Source organism: Mitsuaria sp. RG (genome assembly GCF_028369275.1).
GTDB lineage: Bacteria > Pseudomonadota > Gammaproteobacteria > Pseudomonadales > Pseudomonadaceae > Aquipseudomonas > Aquipseudomonas peradeniyensis.
Genome location: NZ_JAQMYQ010000007.1, coordinates 25,733 through 42,482 on the forward strand (window position 1 = coordinate 25,733; position 16,750 = coordinate 42,482).

23 protein-coding genes are annotated in these 16,750 nt (G+C 60.1%); 21 read left to right on the top strand and 2 right to left on the bottom strand.

Annotated elements, in window-relative coordinates; translation table 11 throughout:
* The first annotated feature begins 4 nt into the window (after nt 1–4).
* From rplN to bfr, 19 genes are all read left to right on the top strand, one after another.
* On the top strand, nt 5–373 hold the full coding sequence (gene rplN / locus POF53_RS06015) for a 50S ribosomal protein L14 (RefSeq protein WP_008089810.1): 369 nt from the start codon (nt 5–7) through the stop codon (nt 371–373).
* A gap of 11 nt (nt 374–384) precedes the next feature.
* The gene (gene rplX / locus POF53_RS06020) at nt 385–699 is read left to right on the top strand and encodes a 50S ribosomal protein L24 (protein ID WP_003255476.1); all 315 of its coding nucleotides are present in this window, start codon (nt 385–387) and stop codon (nt 697–699) included.
* A 20-nt stretch (nt 700–719) separates the two neighbouring features.
* Complete coding sequence (gene rplE / locus POF53_RS06025; protein ID WP_003255474.1) at nt 720–1,259, top strand: 50S ribosomal protein L5; 540 nt, start codon at nt 720–722, stop codon at nt 1,257–1,259.
* 13 nt (nt 1,260–1,272) lie between these two features.
* The gene (gene rpsN / locus POF53_RS06030) at nt 1,273–1,578 is read left to right on the top strand and encodes a 30S ribosomal protein S14 (RefSeq protein ID WP_011531890.1); all 306 of its coding nucleotides are present in this window, start codon (nt 1,273–1,275) and stop codon (nt 1,576–1,578) included.
* Nucleotides 1,579–1,787: 209 nt separating this feature from the next.
* Nucleotides 1,788–2,180 (top strand): 30S ribosomal protein S8, encoded by a 393-nt coding sequence (rpsH, locus tag POF53_RS06035; RefSeq protein WP_028690236.1) that lies wholly within the window; start codon nt 1,788–1,790, stop codon nt 2,178–2,180.
* Between the two features lie 12 nt (nt 2,181–2,192).
* Nucleotides 2,193–2,726 (top strand): 50S ribosomal protein L6, encoded by a 534-nt coding sequence (gene rplF / locus POF53_RS06040; protein WP_110739044.1) that lies wholly within the window; start codon nt 2,193–2,195, stop codon nt 2,724–2,726.
* A gap of 10 nt (nt 2,727–2,736) precedes the next feature.
* Complete coding sequence (rplR, locus tag POF53_RS06045; RefSeq protein ID WP_023629183.1) at nt 2,737–3,087, top strand: 50S ribosomal protein L18; 351 nt, start codon at nt 2,737–2,739, stop codon at nt 3,085–3,087.
* A gap of 3 nt (nt 3,088–3,090) precedes the next feature.
* Nucleotides 3,091–3,591 carry a 30S ribosomal protein S5 gene (gene rpsE / locus POF53_RS06050; RefSeq protein ID WP_011531894.1) on the top strand — a complete coding sequence of 167 codons (501 nt, stop codon included), beginning with the start codon at nt 3,091–3,093 and terminating at the stop codon, nt 3,589–3,591.
* A gap of 2 nt (nt 3,592–3,593) precedes the next feature.
* The gene (gene rpmD / locus POF53_RS06055; protein ID WP_011531895.1) at nt 3,594–3,770 is read left to right on the top strand and encodes a 50S ribosomal protein L30; all 177 of its coding nucleotides are present in this window, start codon (nt 3,594–3,596) and stop codon (nt 3,768–3,770) included.
* A gap of 3 nt (nt 3,771–3,773) precedes the next feature.
* Nucleotides 3,774–4,208 carry a 50S ribosomal protein L15 gene (rplO, locus tag POF53_RS06060; RefSeq protein ID WP_011531896.1) on the top strand — a complete coding sequence of 145 codons (435 nt, stop codon included), beginning with the start codon at nt 3,774–3,776 and terminating at the stop codon, nt 4,206–4,208.
* The gene (gene secY / locus POF53_RS06065) at nt 4,209–5,540 is read left to right on the top strand and encodes a preprotein translocase subunit SecY (RefSeq protein WP_003255459.1); all 1,332 of its coding nucleotides are present in this window, start codon (nt 4,209–4,211) and stop codon (nt 5,538–5,540) included. It begins immediately after the preceding gene.
* Nucleotides 5,541–5,570: 30 nt separating this feature from the next.
* On the top strand, nt 5,571–5,687 hold the full coding sequence (gene rpmJ / locus POF53_RS06070; RefSeq protein WP_002555468.1) for a 50S ribosomal protein L36: 117 nt from the start codon (nt 5,571–5,573) through the stop codon (nt 5,685–5,687).
* A gap of 131 nt (nt 5,688–5,818) precedes the next feature.
* On the top strand, nt 5,819–6,175 hold the full coding sequence (gene rpsM, locus POF53_RS06075) for a 30S ribosomal protein S13 (protein ID WP_003255457.1): 357 nt from the start codon (nt 5,819–5,821) through the stop codon (nt 6,173–6,175).
* 18 nt (nt 6,176–6,193) lie between these two features.
* Nucleotides 6,194–6,583 (top strand): 30S ribosomal protein S11, encoded by a 390-nt coding sequence (gene rpsK, locus POF53_RS06080; protein WP_003255454.1) that lies wholly within the window; start codon nt 6,194–6,196, stop codon nt 6,581–6,583.
* Between the two features lie 15 nt (nt 6,584–6,598).
* Entirely contained in the window at nt 6,599–7,219 is a 621-nt protein-coding gene (gene rpsD, locus POF53_RS06085; RefSeq protein WP_023629185.1) for a 30S ribosomal protein S4, read from the top strand.
* A gap of 28 nt (nt 7,220–7,247) precedes the next feature.
* Nucleotides 7,248–8,243 carry a DNA-directed RNA polymerase subunit alpha gene (locus tag POF53_RS06090; protein ID WP_498966917.1) on the top strand — a complete coding sequence of 332 codons (996 nt, stop codon included), beginning with the start codon at nt 7,248–7,250 and terminating at the stop codon, nt 8,241–8,243.
* Nucleotides 8,244–8,285: 42 nt separating this feature from the next.
* A complete protein-coding gene (rplQ, locus tag POF53_RS06095; protein WP_003255451.1) occupies nt 8,286–8,672 on the top strand; it encodes a 50S ribosomal protein L17 in 387 nt (128 codons plus the stop codon).
* Between the two features lie 170 nt (nt 8,673–8,842).
* On the top strand, nt 8,843–10,282 hold the full coding sequence (locus POF53_RS06100) for a catalase (protein WP_203650001.1): 1,440 nt from the start codon (nt 8,843–8,845) through the stop codon (nt 10,280–10,282).
* Between the two features lie 163 nt (nt 10,283–10,445).
* Nucleotides 10,446–10,910, top strand: a complete 465-nt coding sequence (gene bfr, locus POF53_RS06105) for a bacterioferritin (protein ID WP_050703558.1) — start codon at nt 10,446–10,448, stop codon at nt 10,908–10,910.
* A 135-nt stretch (nt 10,911–11,045) separates the two neighbouring features.
* Here the strand turns inward: bfr and uvrA are convergent, their stop codons facing one another.
* Complete coding sequence (uvrA, locus tag POF53_RS06110) at nt 11,046–13,880, bottom strand: excinuclease ABC subunit UvrA (RefSeq protein ID WP_254464850.1); 2,835 nt, start codon at nt 13,878–13,880, stop codon at nt 11,046–11,048.
* A 129-nt stretch (nt 13,881–14,009) separates the two neighbouring features.
* Between uvrA and POF53_RS06115 the strand changes: the two genes are divergently transcribed.
* Nucleotides 14,010–15,404: an MFS transporter gene (locus tag POF53_RS06115; protein ID WP_203650012.1), complete on the top strand. Its 1,395-nt coding sequence runs from the start codon at nt 14,010–14,012 to the stop codon at nt 15,402–15,404.
* Nucleotides 15,405–15,413: 9 nt separating this feature from the next.
* Nucleotides 15,414–15,962 (top strand): single-stranded DNA-binding protein, encoded by a 549-nt coding sequence (locus tag POF53_RS06120; RefSeq protein WP_203650014.1) that lies wholly within the window; start codon nt 15,414–15,416, stop codon nt 15,960–15,962.
* Between the two features lie 115 nt (nt 15,963–16,077).
* On the opposite strand, the gene POF53_RS06125 is transcribed toward POF53_RS06120, so the two are convergent.
* Nucleotides 16,078–16,575, bottom strand: a complete 498-nt coding sequence (locus POF53_RS06125) for a GlcG/HbpS family heme-binding protein (RefSeq protein ID WP_234560555.1) — start codon at nt 16,573–16,575, stop codon at nt 16,078–16,080.
* Nucleotides 16,576–16,750 lie beyond the last annotated feature (175 nt).

Below are 16,750 nucleotides of genomic sequence, written 5' to 3' on the forward strand. Positions count from 1 at the left end.
TTTTATGATTCAGACTCAATCCATGCTCGATGTGGCCGATAACAGCGGCGCTCGTCGCGTCATGTGCATCAAGGTGCTCGGCGGTTCCCACCGTCGTTACGCCGGCATCGGTGACATCATCAAAGTAACCGTCAAGGAAGCAATTCCGCGCGGCAAGGTCAAAAAAGGCCAGGTGATGACCGCTGTTGTCGTCCGTACCCGTCACGGTGTACGTCGCGCTGACGGTTCCATCATTCGTTTCGACGGCAACGCTGCTGTTCTGCTGAACACCAAGCAAGAGCCGATCGGCACTCGCATCTTCGGGCCAGTGACCCGTGAACTTCGTACCGAGAAGTTCATGAAGATCGTCTCGCTCGCCCCAGAAGTGCTCTAAGGAGATCCGACATGCAAAAGATTCGTCGTGACGACGAGATCATCGTGATCGCCGGCAAAGACAAAGGTAAGCGCGGTAAGGTGCTGAAGGTTCTGGCTGATGACCGCCTGGTCATCGGTGGTGTGAACCTGGTCAAGCGTCATACCAAGCCTAACCCGATGGCGGGCGTCCAGGGCGGTATCGTCGAGAAAGAAGCGCCTCTGCACGCTTCCAACGTTGCCATCTTCAACGGCGAAACCAACAAGGCTGACCGCGTTGGTTTCAAAGTAGAAGACGGTAAGAAAATTCGTGTCTTCAAGTCGACCCAAAAAGCGGTTGATGCTTGAACACTGCTAGGTAGAAGACCATGGCACGACTGAAAGAGATTTACCGGAACGAAATCGCTCCTAAGCTTAAGGAAGAACTTAAGCTGTCGAACGTGATGGAAGTTCCGCGCGTTACCAAAATCACCCTGAACATGGGTCTGGGCGAAGCGATCGGCGACAAGAAAGTCATCGAGCACGCTGTTGCCGACCTGGAAAAGATCACCGGTCAAAAGCCGGTCGTGACTTTCGCTCGTAAATCCATCGCGGGCTTCAAAGTCCGTGAGGGCTGGCCGATCGGCGTCAAGGTGACCCTGCGTAGCGACAAGATGTACGAATTCCTGGACCGCCTGCTGGCGATCTCCCTGCCTCGGGTTCGCGACTTCCGCGGCCTGAATGCCAAGTCCTTCGATGGCCGTGGCAACTACAGCATGGGCGTGAAAGAGCAGATCATCTTCCCGGAAATCGACTACGACAAGATCGATGCTCTGCGCGGTTTGGACATCACCCTGACCACCACTGCTCGTTCGGACGACGAAGGCCGCGCTCTGCTGCGTGCTTTCAAGTTCCCGTTCCGCAACTGATTGGAGTAGGAAAATGGCCAAGAAGAGCATGAAAAACCGCGAGCTGAAGCGTCAGCTCACGGTAGCCAAGTTCGCTAAAAAGCGCGCTGAGCTGAAAGCGACCATCGTCAACCTGAACGCCTCTCCAGAAGAGCGTTTCGCTGCCGTTGTCGCTCTGCAGAAGCAACCACGTGACGCCAGCGCCTCGCGCCTGCGTAACCGTTGCCGCCTGACCGGTCGTCCGCACGGTGTATACCGTAAGTTCGGCCTGGGCCGTAACAAGCTGCGCGAAGCCGCCATGCGCGGTGACGTGCCAGGTCTGGTCAAGGCCAGCTGGTAATCCCGGTTGGCGTGACGCCGGCGCGAGGGGAGCAATCTTCCGACCGTCGGTGACCTCGCAACGAAACAAGCCCCTATATGGGGCTTGTTTCGTTTCTGCCTTGTGTCTAGAATGACCGGCTCACCTGAGCCTGGGTTTTTTGCCCTGCCTGCTCGGGTGGTTGTGATAGCCGCAAGGCTAATAATTCTTGTATCAGGAGCATCTAGCCCATGAGTATGCAGGACCCGTTAGCGGACATGCTAACTCGCATCCGTAATGCCCAGATGGCTGAAAAGTCTGTCGTAAGCATGCCTTCTTCCACCCTGAAGGTCGCGGTTGCCAAAGTACTGAAAGACGAAGGCTACATCGCCAGCTACGAAGTGACCGGCGAAGCCAAGCCTTCCCTGTCGATCGAGCTGAAGTACTTCGAAGGCCGTCCGGTCATCGAAGAGCTGAAGCGTACCAGCCGTCCTGGCCTGCGCCAGTACAAGGCCGTTACCGAGCTGCCGAAAGTACGTGGCGGCCTGGGCGTGTCTATCGTCTCCACCAACAAAGGTGTGATGACTGACCGCGCTGCGCGCGCTGCCGGTGTCGGCGGCGAAGTTCTGTGCACAGTGTTCTAAGGGGAGATAGGCATGTCTCGCGTCGCTAAGAACCCCGTTAAGCTGCCAGCAGGCGTCGAAGTCAAATTCGCCGGCCAGCAGCTTTCGGTGAAGGGTGCCAAGGGCACTCTCGAACTGAACGTTCACTCGTCTGTTGAAGTTACCGAAGAAGCTGGTGAGCTGCGTTTCGTTGCTCGCAACGGTGACCAGCAAGCTCGCGCCATGGCCGGTACTACCCGCGCCCTGGTGAACAACATGGTCCAAGGCGTAAGCCAAGGCTTCGAGCGCAAGCTCCAGCTGGTCGGTGTTGGTTACAAGGCTCAGGCTAAAGGCACCGTCCTGAACCTGGCTCTGGGCTTCTCGCACCCAGTGGATTACGAACTGCCAGCCGGTATCACCGCTGAAACCCCAAGCCAGACCGACATCCTGATCAAGGGTATCGACAAGCAGCTGGTGGGTCAGGTGGCCGCTGAAGTCCGCGGTTTCCGTCCGCCAGAGCCTTACAAGGGCAAGGGTGTGCGTTACGCGGATGAAGTAGTCCGTCGTAAAGAAGCCAAGAAGAAGTAGGGCCTAGCAAATGACCGACAAAAAAGTTATTCGACTGCGTCGCGCTCGCAAAGCACGCCTGAAAATGCACGAGCTCGAAGCCGTGCGTCTGTGCGTGTTCCGCTCCTCGCAGCACATCTATGCCCAGGTCATCTCGGCCGACGGCAGCAAGGTTCTGGCAAGCGCCTCGACCTTGGACAAAGAACTGCGTGATGGCGCCACCGGCAACATCGACGCGGCCACTAAGGTTGGCAAGCTGGTAGCTGAGCGTGCGAAAGCCGCCGGTGTATCTCAAGTTGCCTTTGACCGTTCCGGCTTCAAGTACCACGGCCGCGTCAAGGCGCTGGCTGATGCTGCTCGTGAAGGCGGGCTGGAGTTCTAAGTTATGGCAAATAACGATCAAAAGCGCGACGAAGGCTACATCGAGAAGCTGGTTCAAGTTAACCGCGTAGCCAAAACCGTTAAAGGCGGCCGTATCTTCACCTTCACCGCGCTGACCGTGGTAGGTGATGGCAAGGGTCGTGTTGGCTTTGGCCGTGGCAAATCGCGCGAAGTACCTGCCGCGATCCAGAAAGCCATGGAAGCTGCTCGTCGCAACATGATTCAGGTTGACCTGAAGGGCACCACCCTGCAGTACGCCACCAAGGCCGCCCACGGCGCCTCGAAGGTCTACATGCAGCCTGCCTCGGAAGGTACCGGTATCATCGCCGGTGGCGCAATGCGTGCCGTCCTGGAAGTTGCTGGCGTTCAGAACGTCCTGGCCAAGTGCTACGGTTCGACCAACCCGGTGAACGTGGTTCACGCCACCTTCAAGGGTCTGAAAGCCATGCAATCCCCTGAGTCCATTGCTGCCAAGCGCGGCAAGACTGTCGAGGAGATCTTCTGATCATGGCAACCGTAAAAGTAACGCTGATCAAGAGCGTCTCGGGCCGTATCCCTAACCACAAGCTGTGCGTCAAGGGTCTGGGTCTGCGTCGCATCGGTCACACTGTAGAAGTCCAGGATACTCCCGAAAACCGCGGGATGATCAACAAGGCCTACTACATGCTGAAGGTCGAGGGTTAATCGATGAAACTCAATGATCTGAGTCCAGCGCCGGGTTCCCGTCGCGAGAAGCACCGTCCGGGCCGTGGTATCGGTAGCGGTCTGGGTAAGACCGGTGGCCGTGGCCACAAGGGTCAGACCTCCCGTTCCGGTGGCTCCATCGCTCCAGGCTTCGAAGGCGGTCAACAGCCGCTGCACCGTCGCCTGCCGAAGTTCGGCTTCGTTTCCCTGAAAGCCATGGACCGCGCAGAAGTGCGTCTGTCCGAGCTGGCCAAGGTGGAAGGCGATCTGATCACCGTTCAGTCCCTCAAGGACGCCAACGTGATCGGCCAGCACGTACAGCGCGTGAAAATCATGCTGTCGGGCGAAGTCACTCGCGCAGTCACCCTCAAGGGTATCGCCGTCACCAAAGGTGCACGTGCGGCTATCGAAGCAGCTGGCGGCAAGTTCGAGGAATAAATGGCTAAGCAAGGTGCTCTCTCTTCGCTCGGTAAGGGCGGGATGTCGGAACTCTGGGCTCGTCTGCGTTTTCTGTTCATGGCGATCATCGTCTATCGGATTGGCGCGCACATCCCAGTGCCAGGCATTAACCCGGACCGTCTCGCGGATCTGTTCCGGCAGAATGAGGGGACCATTCTTAGCTTGTTCAACATGTTTTCCGGCGGCGCGCTGGAGCGCATGAGCATCTTTGCACTGGGGATCATGCCGTACATCTCGGCATCGATCATCATGCAGCTCATGACCGCTGTCAGCCCGCAACTGGAGCAGTTGAAGAAGGAAGGTGAAGCTGGCCGTCGCAAGATCAGCCAGTACACCCGCTACGGCACCGTTATCCTGGCGCTGGTTCAAGCCATTGGCATGTCCATTGGCCTGGCCAACCAGGGCGTGGCGTTTTCTGCGGGCCTGGGCTTCCATGTCGTCGCTGTCTCCACCTTCGTGGCGGGCGCGATGTTCATGATGTGGCTCGGCGAGCAGATTACCGAGCGCGGTGTGGGCAACGGTATCTCGATGTTGATCTTCGCGGGTATCGTTGCCGGTCTTCCGAGAGCAATCGGGCAGTCTTTCGAGTCTGCACGCACAGGCGATATCAACATCTTCGCCCTGGTCGCAATCGGTTTGCTGGCAGTAGCGATTATCGGTTTCGTGGTGTTCATTGAGCGTGGTCAGCGTCGTATCGCCGTTCACTACGCCAAGCGTCAGCAGGGCCGCAAGGTCTTCGCTGCGCAGACCAGCCACCTGCCGCTGAAGGTGAACATGGCGGGCGTAATTCCGGCCATTTTCGCGAGCAGCATCTTGCTGTTCCCGGCTTCGCTGGGTGCCTGGTTCGGTCAGTCCGAAGGTATGGGCTGGCTGCAGGACATCTCGCAGTCGATCGCTCCTGGTCAGCCGTTGAACATTTTGCTGTTTAGTGCAGGGATCATTTTCTTCTGCTTCTTCTACACAGCGTTGATGTTCAACCCGAAAGACGTAGCGGAAAACCTGAAGAAGTCCGGTGCCTTTATTCCGGGCATCCGTCCTGGTGAGCAGTCGGCGCGCTACATTGATGGCGTCCTGACCCGTCTGACCATGTTCGGTGCTCTTTACATGATGGCCGTCTGCCTTCTGCCCCAGTTCCTGGTGGTGGCAGCAAACGTGCCGTTCTACCTTGGCGGGACCTCGTTGCTGATTGTGGTAGTGGTTGTGATGGACTTCATGTCCCAAGTACAATCGCACCTCGTTTCGCACCAGTACGAATCCCTGATGAAGAAAGCCAACCTGAAAGGCTACGGCGGCAGCGGTCTGCTGCGCTGATTTAGCCCCCTAAGGTTCGAGGAGTCGGTAATGAAAGTTCGTGCATCGGTGAAAAAGCTGTGCCGCAACTGCAAGATCATTCGACGCGAAGGCGTCGTGCGCGTGATCTGCAGCGCGGAACCGCGTCACAAGCAGCGCCAAGGCTGAGTGTGATCCGCGCTTCAAACCCAGCAGCTAGTGTGCTGCTGGGTTGATTATTCGTTTCTACAGCGATATTATCTCGCGCCCTATTTCTTGGCTTCCGGGGCGTAGGTAGCTGTCAATTGGAGTCCCACTGAATGGCCCGTATTGCAGGCGTCAACATTCCAGATAACAAGCATACTGTTATCTCGCTGACCTACATCTATGGTGTCGGTCGCACTACCGCGCAGAAAATCTGTGCGGACGCTGGTGTGAATCCAGCCGCAAAGATCAAGGATCTGAGCGACGAGCAAATCGAAACCCTGCGTGGCGAAGTTGCGAAGTTCACCACCGAAGGTGACCTGCGTCGTGACATCAACATGAAGATCAAGCGCTTGATGGACCTGGGTTGCTACCGCGGCCTGCGTCATCGTAAAGGTCTGCCGGTTCGCGGTCAGCGCACCAAGACCAACGCACGCACCCGTAAGGGCCCGCGTAAGCCGATCCGCAAGTAATCGCCCAGGAATATAGACATGGCAAAACCTGCTGCTCGTCCTCGTAAAAAAGTCAAAAAGACAGTGGTTGATGGCATCGCCCACATCCATGCGTCTTTCAACAACACCATCGTGACCATCACCGACCGTCAGGGCAACGCACTGTCCTGGGCTACTTCCGGTGGTTCGGGTTTCCGTGGTTCGCGCAAATCCACCCCGTTCGCAGCCCAGATCGCTGCTGAGCGTGCTGGTCAAGCTGCGCTGGAATATGGTCTGAAGAACCTCGACGTCAACGTCAAGGGTCCAGGTCCAGGTCGTGAATCCGCCGTTCGTGCACTGAACAGCTGCGGCTACAAGATCGCCAGCATCACCGACGTGACGCCAATCCCGCATAACGGGTGCCGTCCGCCGAAGAAGCGTCGCGTGTAATCAGGAGACAGATAAATGGCACGTTACATTGGTCCAAAATGCAAACTGTCTCGCCGTGAAGGCACTGACCTGTTCCTGAAGAGCGGCGTTCGCGCTCTGGAATCGAAGTGCAACATCGAAGCAGCCCCAGGTATCCACGGCCAGCGCCGTGGCCGTCAGTCCGACTACGGTACCCAGCTGCGCGAGAAACAAAAAGTCCGTCGTATCTACGGTGTTCTGGAGCGTCAGTTCCGCGGTTACTACCAGGCTGCAGCCTCGAAAAAAGGCGCAACCGGTGAGAACCTGCTGCAACTGCTCGAGTGCCGTCTGGATAACGTCGTCTACCGTATGGGCTTCGGCTCGACTCGTTCCGAGTCGCGTCAGCTGGTTTCGCACAAAGCGATCAGCGTCAACGGTAAGACTGTGAACATTCCATCCTACCAAGTTCGTCCGGGTGACGTGGTCTCGGTTCGCGAGAAGTCGCTGAACCAGCTGCGCATTGTTCAAGCCCTTGAACTGTGCGCCCAGCGTGGCCGCGTTGAGTGGGTAGACGTGGATGCTGCTAAAAAGTCGGGCGTTTTCAAGAACGTTCCTGCTCGCAGCGACCTGTCCGCCGACATCAACGAAAACCTGATTGTCGAGCTCTACTCCAAGTAAGGGCTAGAAAATAGGTGCATCCATGCAGATTTCGGTAAATGAGTTTCTGACACCCCGTCACATCGACGTGCAGGTTGTCAGTCCAACCCGCGCCAAGATCACGCTCGAGCCTCTCGAGCGTGGCTTCGGCCATACCCTGGGCAACGCGCTGCGCCGCATCCTGTTGTCCTCCATGCCTGGCTGTGCAGTAGTCGAGGCCGAGATCGACGGCGTACTCCACGAGTACTCCGCGATCGAAGGTGTTCAGGAAGACGTCATTGAAATCCTGTTGAACCTGAAAGGCCTGGCTATCAAACTGCACGGTCGTGACGAAGTTACGCTGACCTTGTCGAAAAAGGGTTCGGGGGTGGTTACCGCTGCCGATATTCAGCTGGATCACGATGTCGAGATCGTCAACCCCGATCACGTAATCGCGAACCTGGCGTCCAACGGCGCCCTGAACATGAAGCTCACCGTAGCTCGTGGTCGCGGTTACGAGCCGGCCGACTCCCGTCAGACCGACGAAGACGAAAGCCGCAGCATTGGCCGTCTCCAGCTGGACGCTTCGTTCAGCCCGGTGCGTCGTATCGCCTACGTGGTCGAGAACGCCCGTGTTGAACAGCGTACCAACCTGGACAAGCTGGTCATCGATCTGGAAACCAACGGTACCCTGGATCCTGAAGAGGCTATCCGTCGTGCCGCGACCATCCTGCAACAGCAGCTGGCCGCGTTCGTCGACCTCAAAGGTGACAGCGAGCCAGTTGTGGTTGAGCAGGAAGACGAGATCGATCCGATCCTGCTGCGCCCGGTTGACGACCTGGAACTGACCGTACGTTCGGCCAACTGCCTCAAGGCGGAGAACATCTACTACATCGGCGACCTGATTCAGCGTACCGAAGTAGAGCTGTTGAAGACTCCTAACCTGGGCAAGAAGTCCCTGACTGAAATCAAGGACGTCCTGGCCTCCCGTGGTCTTTCCCTCGGCATGCGCCTCGACAACTGGCCGCCTGCAAGTCTTAAGAAAGACGACAAGGCGACTGCCTGATCGTCGTAATCACCGAACGTAGTGTTTGGTAAGGAATGAATCATGCGTCATCGTAAAAGTGGACGTCACCTGAGCCGTACCAGCTCTCACCGCAAGGCTATGTTCCAGAACATGGCAGTGTCGCTGATCGAGCACGAGCTGATCAAAACCACCCTGCCGAAAGCCAAGGAACTGCGCCGCGTTGCCGAGCCGCTGATCACCCTGGCCAAGGAAGACAGCGTTGCCAACCGTCGTCTGGCCTTCGACCGTACCCGTTCGAAGTCCGCCGTTGGCAAACTGTTCAACGACCTGGGCAAGCGTTACGCCACCCGTCAGGGCGGCTACCTGCGCATCCTGAAGTGCGGTTTCCGCGCTGGCGACAACGCGCCTATGGCGTACGTCGAGCTGGTTGATCGTCCGGTCGGTGGTGCTGTAGAAGCTGCCGAGTAAGACGTTCTGTCTGCTGCAAAGAACCGGGCCTAGGCCCGGTTTTTTGTTGCCTTATAAATTGTTATTTTCTATTGATGTAAGTCAGGTAATGAATTTGTTCTTGTAACATGGGTCGACAATACTCTCTCCAAGCCGATTAGCCGGCAGTTCAAGACCGATCAGGAGAGCCCATGAGCAAGATTCTCACCACCGCAAGCGGCGCGCCCGTAGCCGACAACCAGAATTCCCGTTCCGCAGGCCCCCGTGGCCCGCTGCTGCTCGACGATTTCCACCTGGTCGAGAAGCTCGCCCACTTCAACCGCGAGAACATCCCTGAGCGTCGCGTGCACGCCAAGGGCTCCGGCGCCTACGGTACCTTCACTGTCACCCGCGATATCACTGAACTCACCAGTGCCAAGCTGTTCGACAGCATCGGCAAGCAGACCGAGACGTTCCTGCGCTTCTCCACCGTGGGCGGCGAACGCGGCTCGGCGGACACCGAACGCGACCCGCGAGGTTTCGCGGTGAAGTTCTACACCGAGGAAGGCAACTGGGACATCGTCGGCAACAACACCCCGGTGTTCTTCATCCGTGATCCGCTGAAGTTCCCCGACTTCATCCACACCCAGAAGCGTCACCCGCAGAGCAACCTGAAGAACGCGCAGATGATGTGGGACTTCTGGTCGCATTCGCCCGAGGCGCTGCACCAGGTCACCATCCTGTTCTCTGATCGAGGCATCCCGGACGGCTACCGTCACATGCACGGTTTCGGCAGCCACACCTACAGCCTGATCAACGCCAAGGGTGAGCGCACCTGGGTCAAGTGGCACTTCAAGACCCAGCAAGGTATCAAGAACCTGGCGCCGGCCGAGGCCGCCCGCCTGGCGGGCAGCGACCCGGACTACGCCCAGCGCGACCTGTTCCAGGCCATCGAGCGTGGCGACTTCCCGCGTTGGAGCGTGTGCATCCAGGTGATGAGCGAAGCCGAGGCCGCCAGCCGTGACGAGAACCCCTTCGACGTGACCAAGACCTGGTCGCAGAAGGACTACCCGTTAATCGAGGTCGGCGTGCTGGAGCTCAACCGCAACCCGCTCAACTACTTCGCCGAAGTCGAGCAGGCGGCGTTCGGGCCCAGCAACATGGTGCCCGGGGTCGGCCTGTCGCCGGACCGCATGCTGCAGGGCCGGGTGTTCGCCTATGCCGATGCTCACCGCTACCGCGTAGGCACCAACCACCAGCACTTGCCGGTCAATGCACCACGCTGCCCGGTGCACAGCTACCAGCGCGATGGCTCCATGGCCACCGGCGCCTACGGCAGTGCTCCGAACTACGAGCCCAACAGCTACGCGGACGCGCCGAAGCAGTCGCCGCGCCATGCAGAACCGGCATTGGCCCTGAACGGTTCGGCGGACCGCTACGACCACCGCGAAGACAACGACTACTACAGCCATGCCGGCGCGCTGTTCCGCCTGATGAGCGATGAGCAGAAGGCGCTGTTGATCGGCAACATCGCCGGCACCATGGCTGGCGTCAGCGAGGATGTCGTCCAGCGTCAACTGCAGTACTTCTTCAAGGCAGATCCTGCCTACGGAGAAGGCATCGCCAAGGCCTTGGGCGTGAACCTCGCCTAAGTCGAAGTGATAACAAGAACCGCCCTCGTTTGGGCGGTTTTTCAATGAATATCACTACTGTTTAGCCGATTATTTGCTTCTAATTGCGCGTTTTTCAGTGACCGCGAACAAAACCTGGTTCACACTATGTCCCATAGACGTATTCACAGGGAGAATCAGGGCGATGCAAGGTCACCCGGACGTAATCAACTACCTCGTCACGTTGCTGAAGGGCGAACTGGCAGCACGCGATCAGTACTTCATTCACTCGCGGATGTACGAAGATTGGGGCTTGGGCAAGCTCTACGAGCGTATCAACCACGAGATGGAAGAAGAGACGCAGCACGCCGATGCCCTGATGCGCCGTATCCTCATGCTCGAAGGCACCCCGGACATGCGCGCCGATGACCTGCACGTTGGCAGCACCGTGCCGGAAATGATCGAGGCCGATCTGAAGCTCGAGTACAAGGTCCGCGCCGCGCTGTGCAAGGGCATCGAGCTGTGCGAGCTGCACAAGGACTACATCAGCCGCGATATCCTGCGTGCGCAGCTGGCCGATACTGAAGAAGATCACACCTACTGGCTGGAGAAGCAGCAGGGGCTGATCAAGGCCATTGGCCTGGAGAACTACCTGCAGTCGCAGATGTAAAAGCTTGGGGCTGCCTTGCAGCCCTTTCGCGGCACGAGGCCGCTCCTACAGGCGATCGCGTAATCTTTTGATTGACGCGTTCAAATGTAGGAGCGGCCTTGTGCCGCGAAAGGCGCGCAAAGCGCCCCTAATGCCTCAAGCCCGATCCCGCTCCAGCAGCGGCTTCAGGTAATGCCCGGTATACGACTGCTTCTTCTCGGCCAGTTCCTCCGGCGTACCGCAGGCAATGATCTGCCCACCCTTGGAGCCACCCTCCGGCCCCAGGTCCACCAGCCAGTCGGCAGTCTTGATCACATCCAGGTTGTGCTCGATCACCACCACGGTATTGCCGTGGTCACGCAGGCGGTGCAGCACGTCCAGCAGTTGCTGGATATCGGCGAAGTGCAGGCCGGTGGTCGGTTCGTCGAGGATATACAGGGTCTTGCCGGTGTCGCGCTTGGACAGCTCGCGTGACAGCTTGACCCGCTGCGCCTCGCCACCCGACAGGGTGGTCGCCGATTGTCCCAGCTTGATGTACGACAGGCCGACATCCATCAGCGTCTGCAGCTTGCGCGCCAGGGCCGGGACCGCGTCGAAGAACTCGCGGGCATCCTCGATGGTCATTTCCAGCACCTCGTGGATGTTCTTGCCCTTGTACTTGATCTCCAGGGTTTCGCGGTTGTAACGCTTGCTCTTGCACACGTCGCAGGGCACGTAGATGTCCGGCAGGAAGTGCATTTCCACCTTGATCAGGCCGTCACCCTGGCAGGCCTCGCAGCGCCCGCCCTTGACGTTGAACGAGAAGCGCCCCGGGCCGTAGCCACGGGAGCGCGACTCCGGCACGCCGGCGAACAGCTCGCGGATCGGCGTGAAGATGCCGGTGTAGGTCGCCGGGTTGGACCGAGGCGTGCGGCCGATCGGGCTCTGGTCGATATCCACGACCTTGTCCAGGTGCTGCAGGCCATCGACGCTGGCGTGCGGCGCGGCCTCCAGGCTGCTCGCGCCGTTGAGCGCGGTGGCGGCGAGGGGGAACAGGGTGTTGTTGATCAGCGTCGACTTGCCCGAGCCGGACACGCCGGTCACGCAGGTCAGCAGGCCGATCGGCAGCTCCAAGTCAACGTTCTGCAGGTTGTTGCCGCGCGCGCCCTTGAGCTTGAGCGACAGCTTCTTGTTGCGCGGGGTGCGCTTGGCCGGAACGACGATCTTCTTGCGCCCGGACAGGTATTTGCCGGTCAGCGAGTCGGGGTGCGCCATGACCTCCTCGGGCGAGCCCTCGGCGACGATCTGGCCGCCATGCACGCCAGCGCCCGGGCCGATATCCACCACGTAGTCGGCCAGACGGATGGCGTCCTCGTCGTGCTCGACCACGATCACTGTGTTGCCCAGGTCGCGCAGGTGGTTGAGGGTGGCCAGCAGGCGGTCGTTGTCCCGCTGATGAAGACCGATGGACGGTTCATCGAGGATGTACATCACTCCCACCAGGCCGGCGCCGATCTGGCTGGCCAGGCGGATACGCTGGGCCTCGCCGCCGGACAGGGTATCGGCGCTGCGGTCCAGCGTCAGGTAATCGAGGCCGACGTTGACCAGGAACTGCAGGCGCTCGCAGATCTCCTTGAGGATCTTCGCCGCGATCTCGCCACGGCGGCCGGTCAGGGTTAGGTCGCTGAAATAGTTGCTGGCTTCACCGATCGGCAGGTTGGTCACCGCCGGCAGGGTCTTCTCGCCCACCCACACATGCCGCGCCTCACGGCGCAGGCGGGTGCCGCGGCAGTCGGGGCAGGGCTGGGTGCCGAGGAACTTGGCCAGCTCTTCGCGCACGGTGGCCGATTCGGTCTCGCGGTAGCGGCGCTCGAGGTTGGGCACGATGCCTTCGAAGGGGTGCGAGCGCTTGACGATGTCGCCACGGTCGTTGAGGTACTTGAAATCGACGCTCTGCTTGCCGCTGCCCTGCAGGATGACCTTCTGGTGCTCGGCCGACAGCTCGCCGAACGGTTCCTCGAGACTGAAGCCGTAGTGCGCGGCGAGTGAGCCGAGCATCTGGAAGTAATAGACGTTGCGCCGGTCCCAGCCACGTATCGCGCCTTCGGCCAGGGTCAGCTCGGCGTTGACCAGGCGCTTGGTGTCGAAGAACTGCTTCACCCCCAGACCGTCACAGGTCGGGCAGGCGCCGGCCGGGTTGTTGAAGGAGAACAGCTTGGGCTCCAGCTCGCTGATCGCATGGCCGCACACCGGGCAGGCGAAGCGCGCCGAGAAGATCACGTCCTCGCCGTCCTCGTCGTCCATCGGCGCGACCAGGGCGATGCCGTCGGCCAGCTTGAGCGCGGTCTCGAACGATTCGGCCAGGCGCTGCTGCAGGTCGGCGCGGACCTTGAAGCGGTCGACCACCACATCGATGCTGTGCTTCTTCTGTTTATCCAGCTTGGGCAGTTCGTCGAGCTCGTAGAGCTTGCCGTTGACCCGGGCGCGGACGAAGCCCTGGGCGCGCAGTTCGTCGAACACCGCCAGGTGCTCGCCCTTGCGCTCGCGGATCACCGGAGCCAGCAGCATCAGCTTGCTGCCTTCGGGCTTTTCCAGCACCAGGTCGACCATCTGGCTGATCGTTTGCGCTTCCAGCGGGATATCGTGGTCCGGGCAGCGTGGAGTACCGACGCGGGCATAGAGCAGGCGCAGGTAGTCGTAGATCTCGGTGATGGTGCCAACGGTCGAGCGCGGGTTGTGCGAGGTCGACTTCTGCTCGATGGAGATCGCCGGCGACAGGCCTTCGATGGTGTCGACGTCGGGCTTTTCCATCATCGACAGGAACTGCCGGGCATAGGCCGACAGCGATTCGACGTAACGGCGCTGGCCTTCGGCGTACAGCGTGTCGAACGCCAGCGAGGACTTGCCGGATCCGGACAGGCCGGTGATCACGATCAGTTTGTCCCGAGGCAGGGTCAGGTCGATGTTCTTCAGGTTGTGGGTACGCGCCCCACGGATCAGGATCTTGTCCACTACGGCCTCGCTCGGCGGGCATAAACAAAGGAGTATACGGCGCGCTGCCATTACGCGGCAAAGCGTCGCGTATATGCCGCCAAGGCGTCGGACTGATAGAATCGCCGCCGGTTCACACGAGGTTAATCCATGCACGACACCCACAACGAGCGCATGAGTGGCAGCGAAACCCGCGCCGCCAGCGGCCTGGCCCTGGTCTTCGCCTTTCGTATGCTGGGCATGTTCATGGTACTGCCGGTGCTGGCCACCTACGGCATGGACCTGGCCGGTGCCACGCCTGCGCTGATCGGCCTGGCCATCGGTGCCTACGGCCTGACCCAGGCCGTGCTGCAGATTCCGTTCGGGGTGATTTCCGACCGCATCGGCCGCCGTCCGGTGATCTACGTGGGGTTGATCATCTTCGCCCTGGGCAGCGTGCTGGCGGCCCAGGCCGATTCCATCTGGGGTGTGATCGCCGGGCGCATCCTGCAGGGCGCGGGGGCCATTTCCGCGGCGGTGATGGCGTTGCTCTCCGACCTGACCCGCGAGCAGCACCGGACCAAGGCCATGGCCATGATCGGCATGAGCATCGGCCTGTCGTTCGCCGTGGCGATGGTGGTCGGCCCGCTGTTGACCCGCGCCTTTGGCTTGTCAGGATTGTTCCTTGCCACCGCAGGACTTGCCCTGGTCGGCATCGGCCTGATCGCCTTCGTCGTGCCCAATTCGCACAATGTGTTGACCCATCGCGAGTCCGGTGTCGCCCGTCAGGCTCTAGGTCCGACCCTGCGCAATCCGGACCTTCTGCGCCTGGACATCAGCATCTTCGTGCTGCACGCGATCCTGATGGCCAGCTTCGTGGCGCTGCCCCTGGCCTTCGTCGAGCGCGGCGGGCTGCCCAAGGAGGAGCACTGGTGGGTGTACCTGACCGCGTTGCTGGTTTCATTTTTTGCAATGATCCCCTTCATCATCTACGGGGAAAAGAAGCGCAAGATGAAACGCGTGTTGCTCGGCGCGGTCAGTGTCCTGCTGCTGGTGGAGGTGTTCTTCTGGCAGTGGGCTGACAACTTGCGCGGACTGGTGATCGGCACCGTGGTATTCTTTACTGCATTCAACCTGCTGGAGGCATCCTTGCCTTCGCTGGTCAGCAAGGTGTCACCTGCCGGTGGCAAGGGGACGGCGATGGGGGTGTACTCCACCAGCCAGTTCCTCGGCGCCGCGCTGGGAGGCATCCTCGGTGGCTGGTTGTTCCAGCACGGTGGCTTGAGCATGGTGTTCCTGGGATGCGCGGTGTTGTGCGTCCTGTGGTTGCTCACTGCGTTGCGCATGAATGAGCCGCCGTACGTGACCAGCCTGCGCATGCCGCTGACGCCTGAAGCGGTCCGGGAAGCCGGGCTGACCGAGCGCCTGATGGCCGTGCCGGGTGTGACCGACGCCGTGGTGGTGGCAGAAGAAGCCGCCATCTATATCAAACTGGATACGAAAATTTTGGACCGTGCGACCCTCGAGCGTCTGGTGAACCCAGCCTCTGCGGCGTGCGAAGCCTAGGAGAACGTTATGGCCCGTGGGGTTAACAAAGTCATTCTGGTCGGTACCTGCGGTCAGGATCCCGAAGTCCGCTACCTGCCCAACGGTAACGCCGTGACCAACCTGAGCCTGGCCACCAGCGAGCAGTGGACCGACAAGCAGTCGGGCCAGAAGGTCGAGCGTACCGAGTGGCACCGTGTGTCGCTGTTCGGCAAGGTCGCCGAGATTGCCGGCGAGTACCTGCGCAAGGGTTCGCAGTGCTACATCGAGGGCAAGCTGCAGACCCGCGAGTGGGAAAAGGACGGTATCAAGCGCTACACCACCGAGATCATCGTCGACATCAACGGCACCATGCAGCTGCTCGGCGGGCGTCCGCAGGGTCAGCAGGGTGGTGGCGACCAATACAACCAGGGTGGTGGTAACAACTACAACCAGGGTGGCCAGCAGCAACAGTACAACCAGGCTCCTCGTCAGCAGGCCCCGCGTCCGCAGCAGGCGCCACAGCGCCCGGCGCCGCAACAGCCGGCCCCGCAGCCAGCTGCTGACTTCGACAGCTTCGACGACGATATTCCGTTCTGATCCATTCCTGGGGCACCCATGGCGCCCTTGTGGAACGAAGTTGTAACAAGAAACCCGCTTCATGCCTGAAGCGGGTTTCTTTTTGTCTGGGCAACCAGGCAGGCGCCTGCCAGGATCAGCCCTCTTCGAGTGCCGTCCTTGCAAATTGGGCGTCCAGTTCCGGCGTCGCTCCGCTGATACCGATTCCACCGATATGCCTGCCGTTGACATCCATGATCGGCAGTCCGCCTTCCAGCAGGGTGAATCCGGGCAGCGAGGCGTACGGATTGGCTGGCAACGCGGCGCTGCGCTCGCCAAGCGAGCGGGACGACAGCGGGAAGCGGGCGGATGTCTCGGCCTTGAGCTGCGCAACCTGGATGCTGCCGCTGCTGGTGCCATCCATGCGCTGGAAGTACTTCAGGTTGCCGTGGTTGTCGACGATGCTGATGACGATGGCGACGCTTTGGGCGCGGGCGGCACGCTCGGCGGCATCGGCCATGGCCCGTGCTCGCTCGGCGGTGATCTGCAACGCGGCGGGAGGGGCGTGATCATCGCCTCCTGTTGCCGCCATGCTGGGTTGAGCGAGTACTGGGATGCCGATCAAAAGTGTGGTCAAGAGGTGCTTGATGTTCATGCCTGCGGTCCTCCTCCATGTGTGATCCATCAACCTAACAGGCACAGAATGTGTCGTGGCGTAGTCCATTTCCGGTAGCAATGTAGGATTTGTATGGGGGAGAAGGCGATTTGCCTCGCGCCTGATCCAGATCATCGCACTTTGCAGATTCTTGACTAGGCTTAACCGTTGGCGG

What these genes read in the sequence shown, in the direction of transcription:
- bfr (WP_050703558.1), top strand. Translation starts at nt 10,446, where the DNA reads ATGCAAGGTCACCCGGACGTAATCAACTACCTCGTCACGTTGCTGAAG.
- rpsH (WP_028690236.1), top strand. Translation starts at nt 1,788, where the DNA reads ATGAGTATGCAGGACCCGTTAGCGGACATGCTAACTCGCATCCGTAAT.
- POF53_RS06125 (WP_234560555.1), bottom strand. Translation starts at nt 16,575, where the DNA reads ATGAACATCAAGCACCTCTTGACCACACTTTTGATCGGCATCCCAGTA.
- secY (WP_003255459.1), top strand. Translation starts at nt 4,209, where the DNA reads ATGGCTAAGCAAGGTGCTCTCTCTTCGCTCGGTAAGGGCGGGATGTCG.
- rplO (WP_011531896.1), top strand. Translation starts at nt 3,774, where the DNA reads ATGAAACTCAATGATCTGAGTCCAGCGCCGGGTTCCCGTCGCGAGAAG.
- rplQ (WP_003255451.1), top strand. Translation starts at nt 8,286, where the DNA reads ATGCGTCATCGTAAAAGTGGACGTCACCTGAGCCGTACCAGCTCTCAC.
- rpsN (WP_011531890.1), top strand. Translation starts at nt 1,273, where the DNA reads ATGGCCAAGAAGAGCATGAAAAACCGCGAGCTGAAGCGTCAGCTCACG.
- rplF (WP_110739044.1), top strand. Translation starts at nt 2,193, where the DNA reads ATGTCTCGCGTCGCTAAGAACCCCGTTAAGCTGCCAGCAGGCGTCGAA.
- rplE (WP_003255474.1), top strand. Translation starts at nt 720, where the DNA reads ATGGCACGACTGAAAGAGATTTACCGGAACGAAATCGCTCCTAAGCTT.
- rpsM (WP_003255457.1), top strand. Translation starts at nt 5,819, where the DNA reads ATGGCCCGTATTGCAGGCGTCAACATTCCAGATAACAAGCATACTGTT.
- POF53_RS06120 (WP_203650014.1), top strand. Translation starts at nt 15,414, where the DNA reads ATGGCCCGTGGGGTTAACAAAGTCATTCTGGTCGGTACCTGCGGTCAG.
- rpsK (WP_003255454.1), top strand. Translation starts at nt 6,194, where the DNA reads ATGGCAAAACCTGCTGCTCGTCCTCGTAAAAAAGTCAAAAAGACAGTG.
- rpsD (WP_023629185.1), top strand. Translation starts at nt 6,599, where the DNA reads ATGGCACGTTACATTGGTCCAAAATGCAAACTGTCTCGCCGTGAAGGC.
- rpmJ (WP_002555468.1), top strand. Translation starts at nt 5,571, where the DNA reads ATGAAAGTTCGTGCATCGGTGAAAAAGCTGTGCCGCAACTGCAAGATC.
- rplN (WP_008089810.1), top strand. Translation starts at nt 5, where the DNA reads ATGATTCAGACTCAATCCATGCTCGATGTGGCCGATAACAGCGGCGCT.
- rplX (WP_003255476.1), top strand. Translation starts at nt 385, where the DNA reads ATGCAAAAGATTCGTCGTGACGACGAGATCATCGTGATCGCCGGCAAA.
- rplR (WP_023629183.1), top strand. Translation starts at nt 2,737, where the DNA reads ATGACCGACAAAAAAGTTATTCGACTGCGTCGCGCTCGCAAAGCACGC.
- rpmD (WP_011531895.1), top strand. Translation starts at nt 3,594, where the DNA reads ATGGCAACCGTAAAAGTAACGCTGATCAAGAGCGTCTCGGGCCGTATC.
- POF53_RS06100 (WP_203650001.1), top strand. Translation starts at nt 8,843, where the DNA reads ATGAGCAAGATTCTCACCACCGCAAGCGGCGCGCCCGTAGCCGACAAC.
- POF53_RS06115 (WP_203650012.1), top strand. Translation starts at nt 14,010, where the DNA reads ATGCACGACACCCACAACGAGCGCATGAGTGGCAGCGAAACCCGCGCC.
- rpsE (WP_011531894.1), top strand. Translation starts at nt 3,091, where the DNA reads ATGGCAAATAACGATCAAAAGCGCGACGAAGGCTACATCGAGAAGCTG.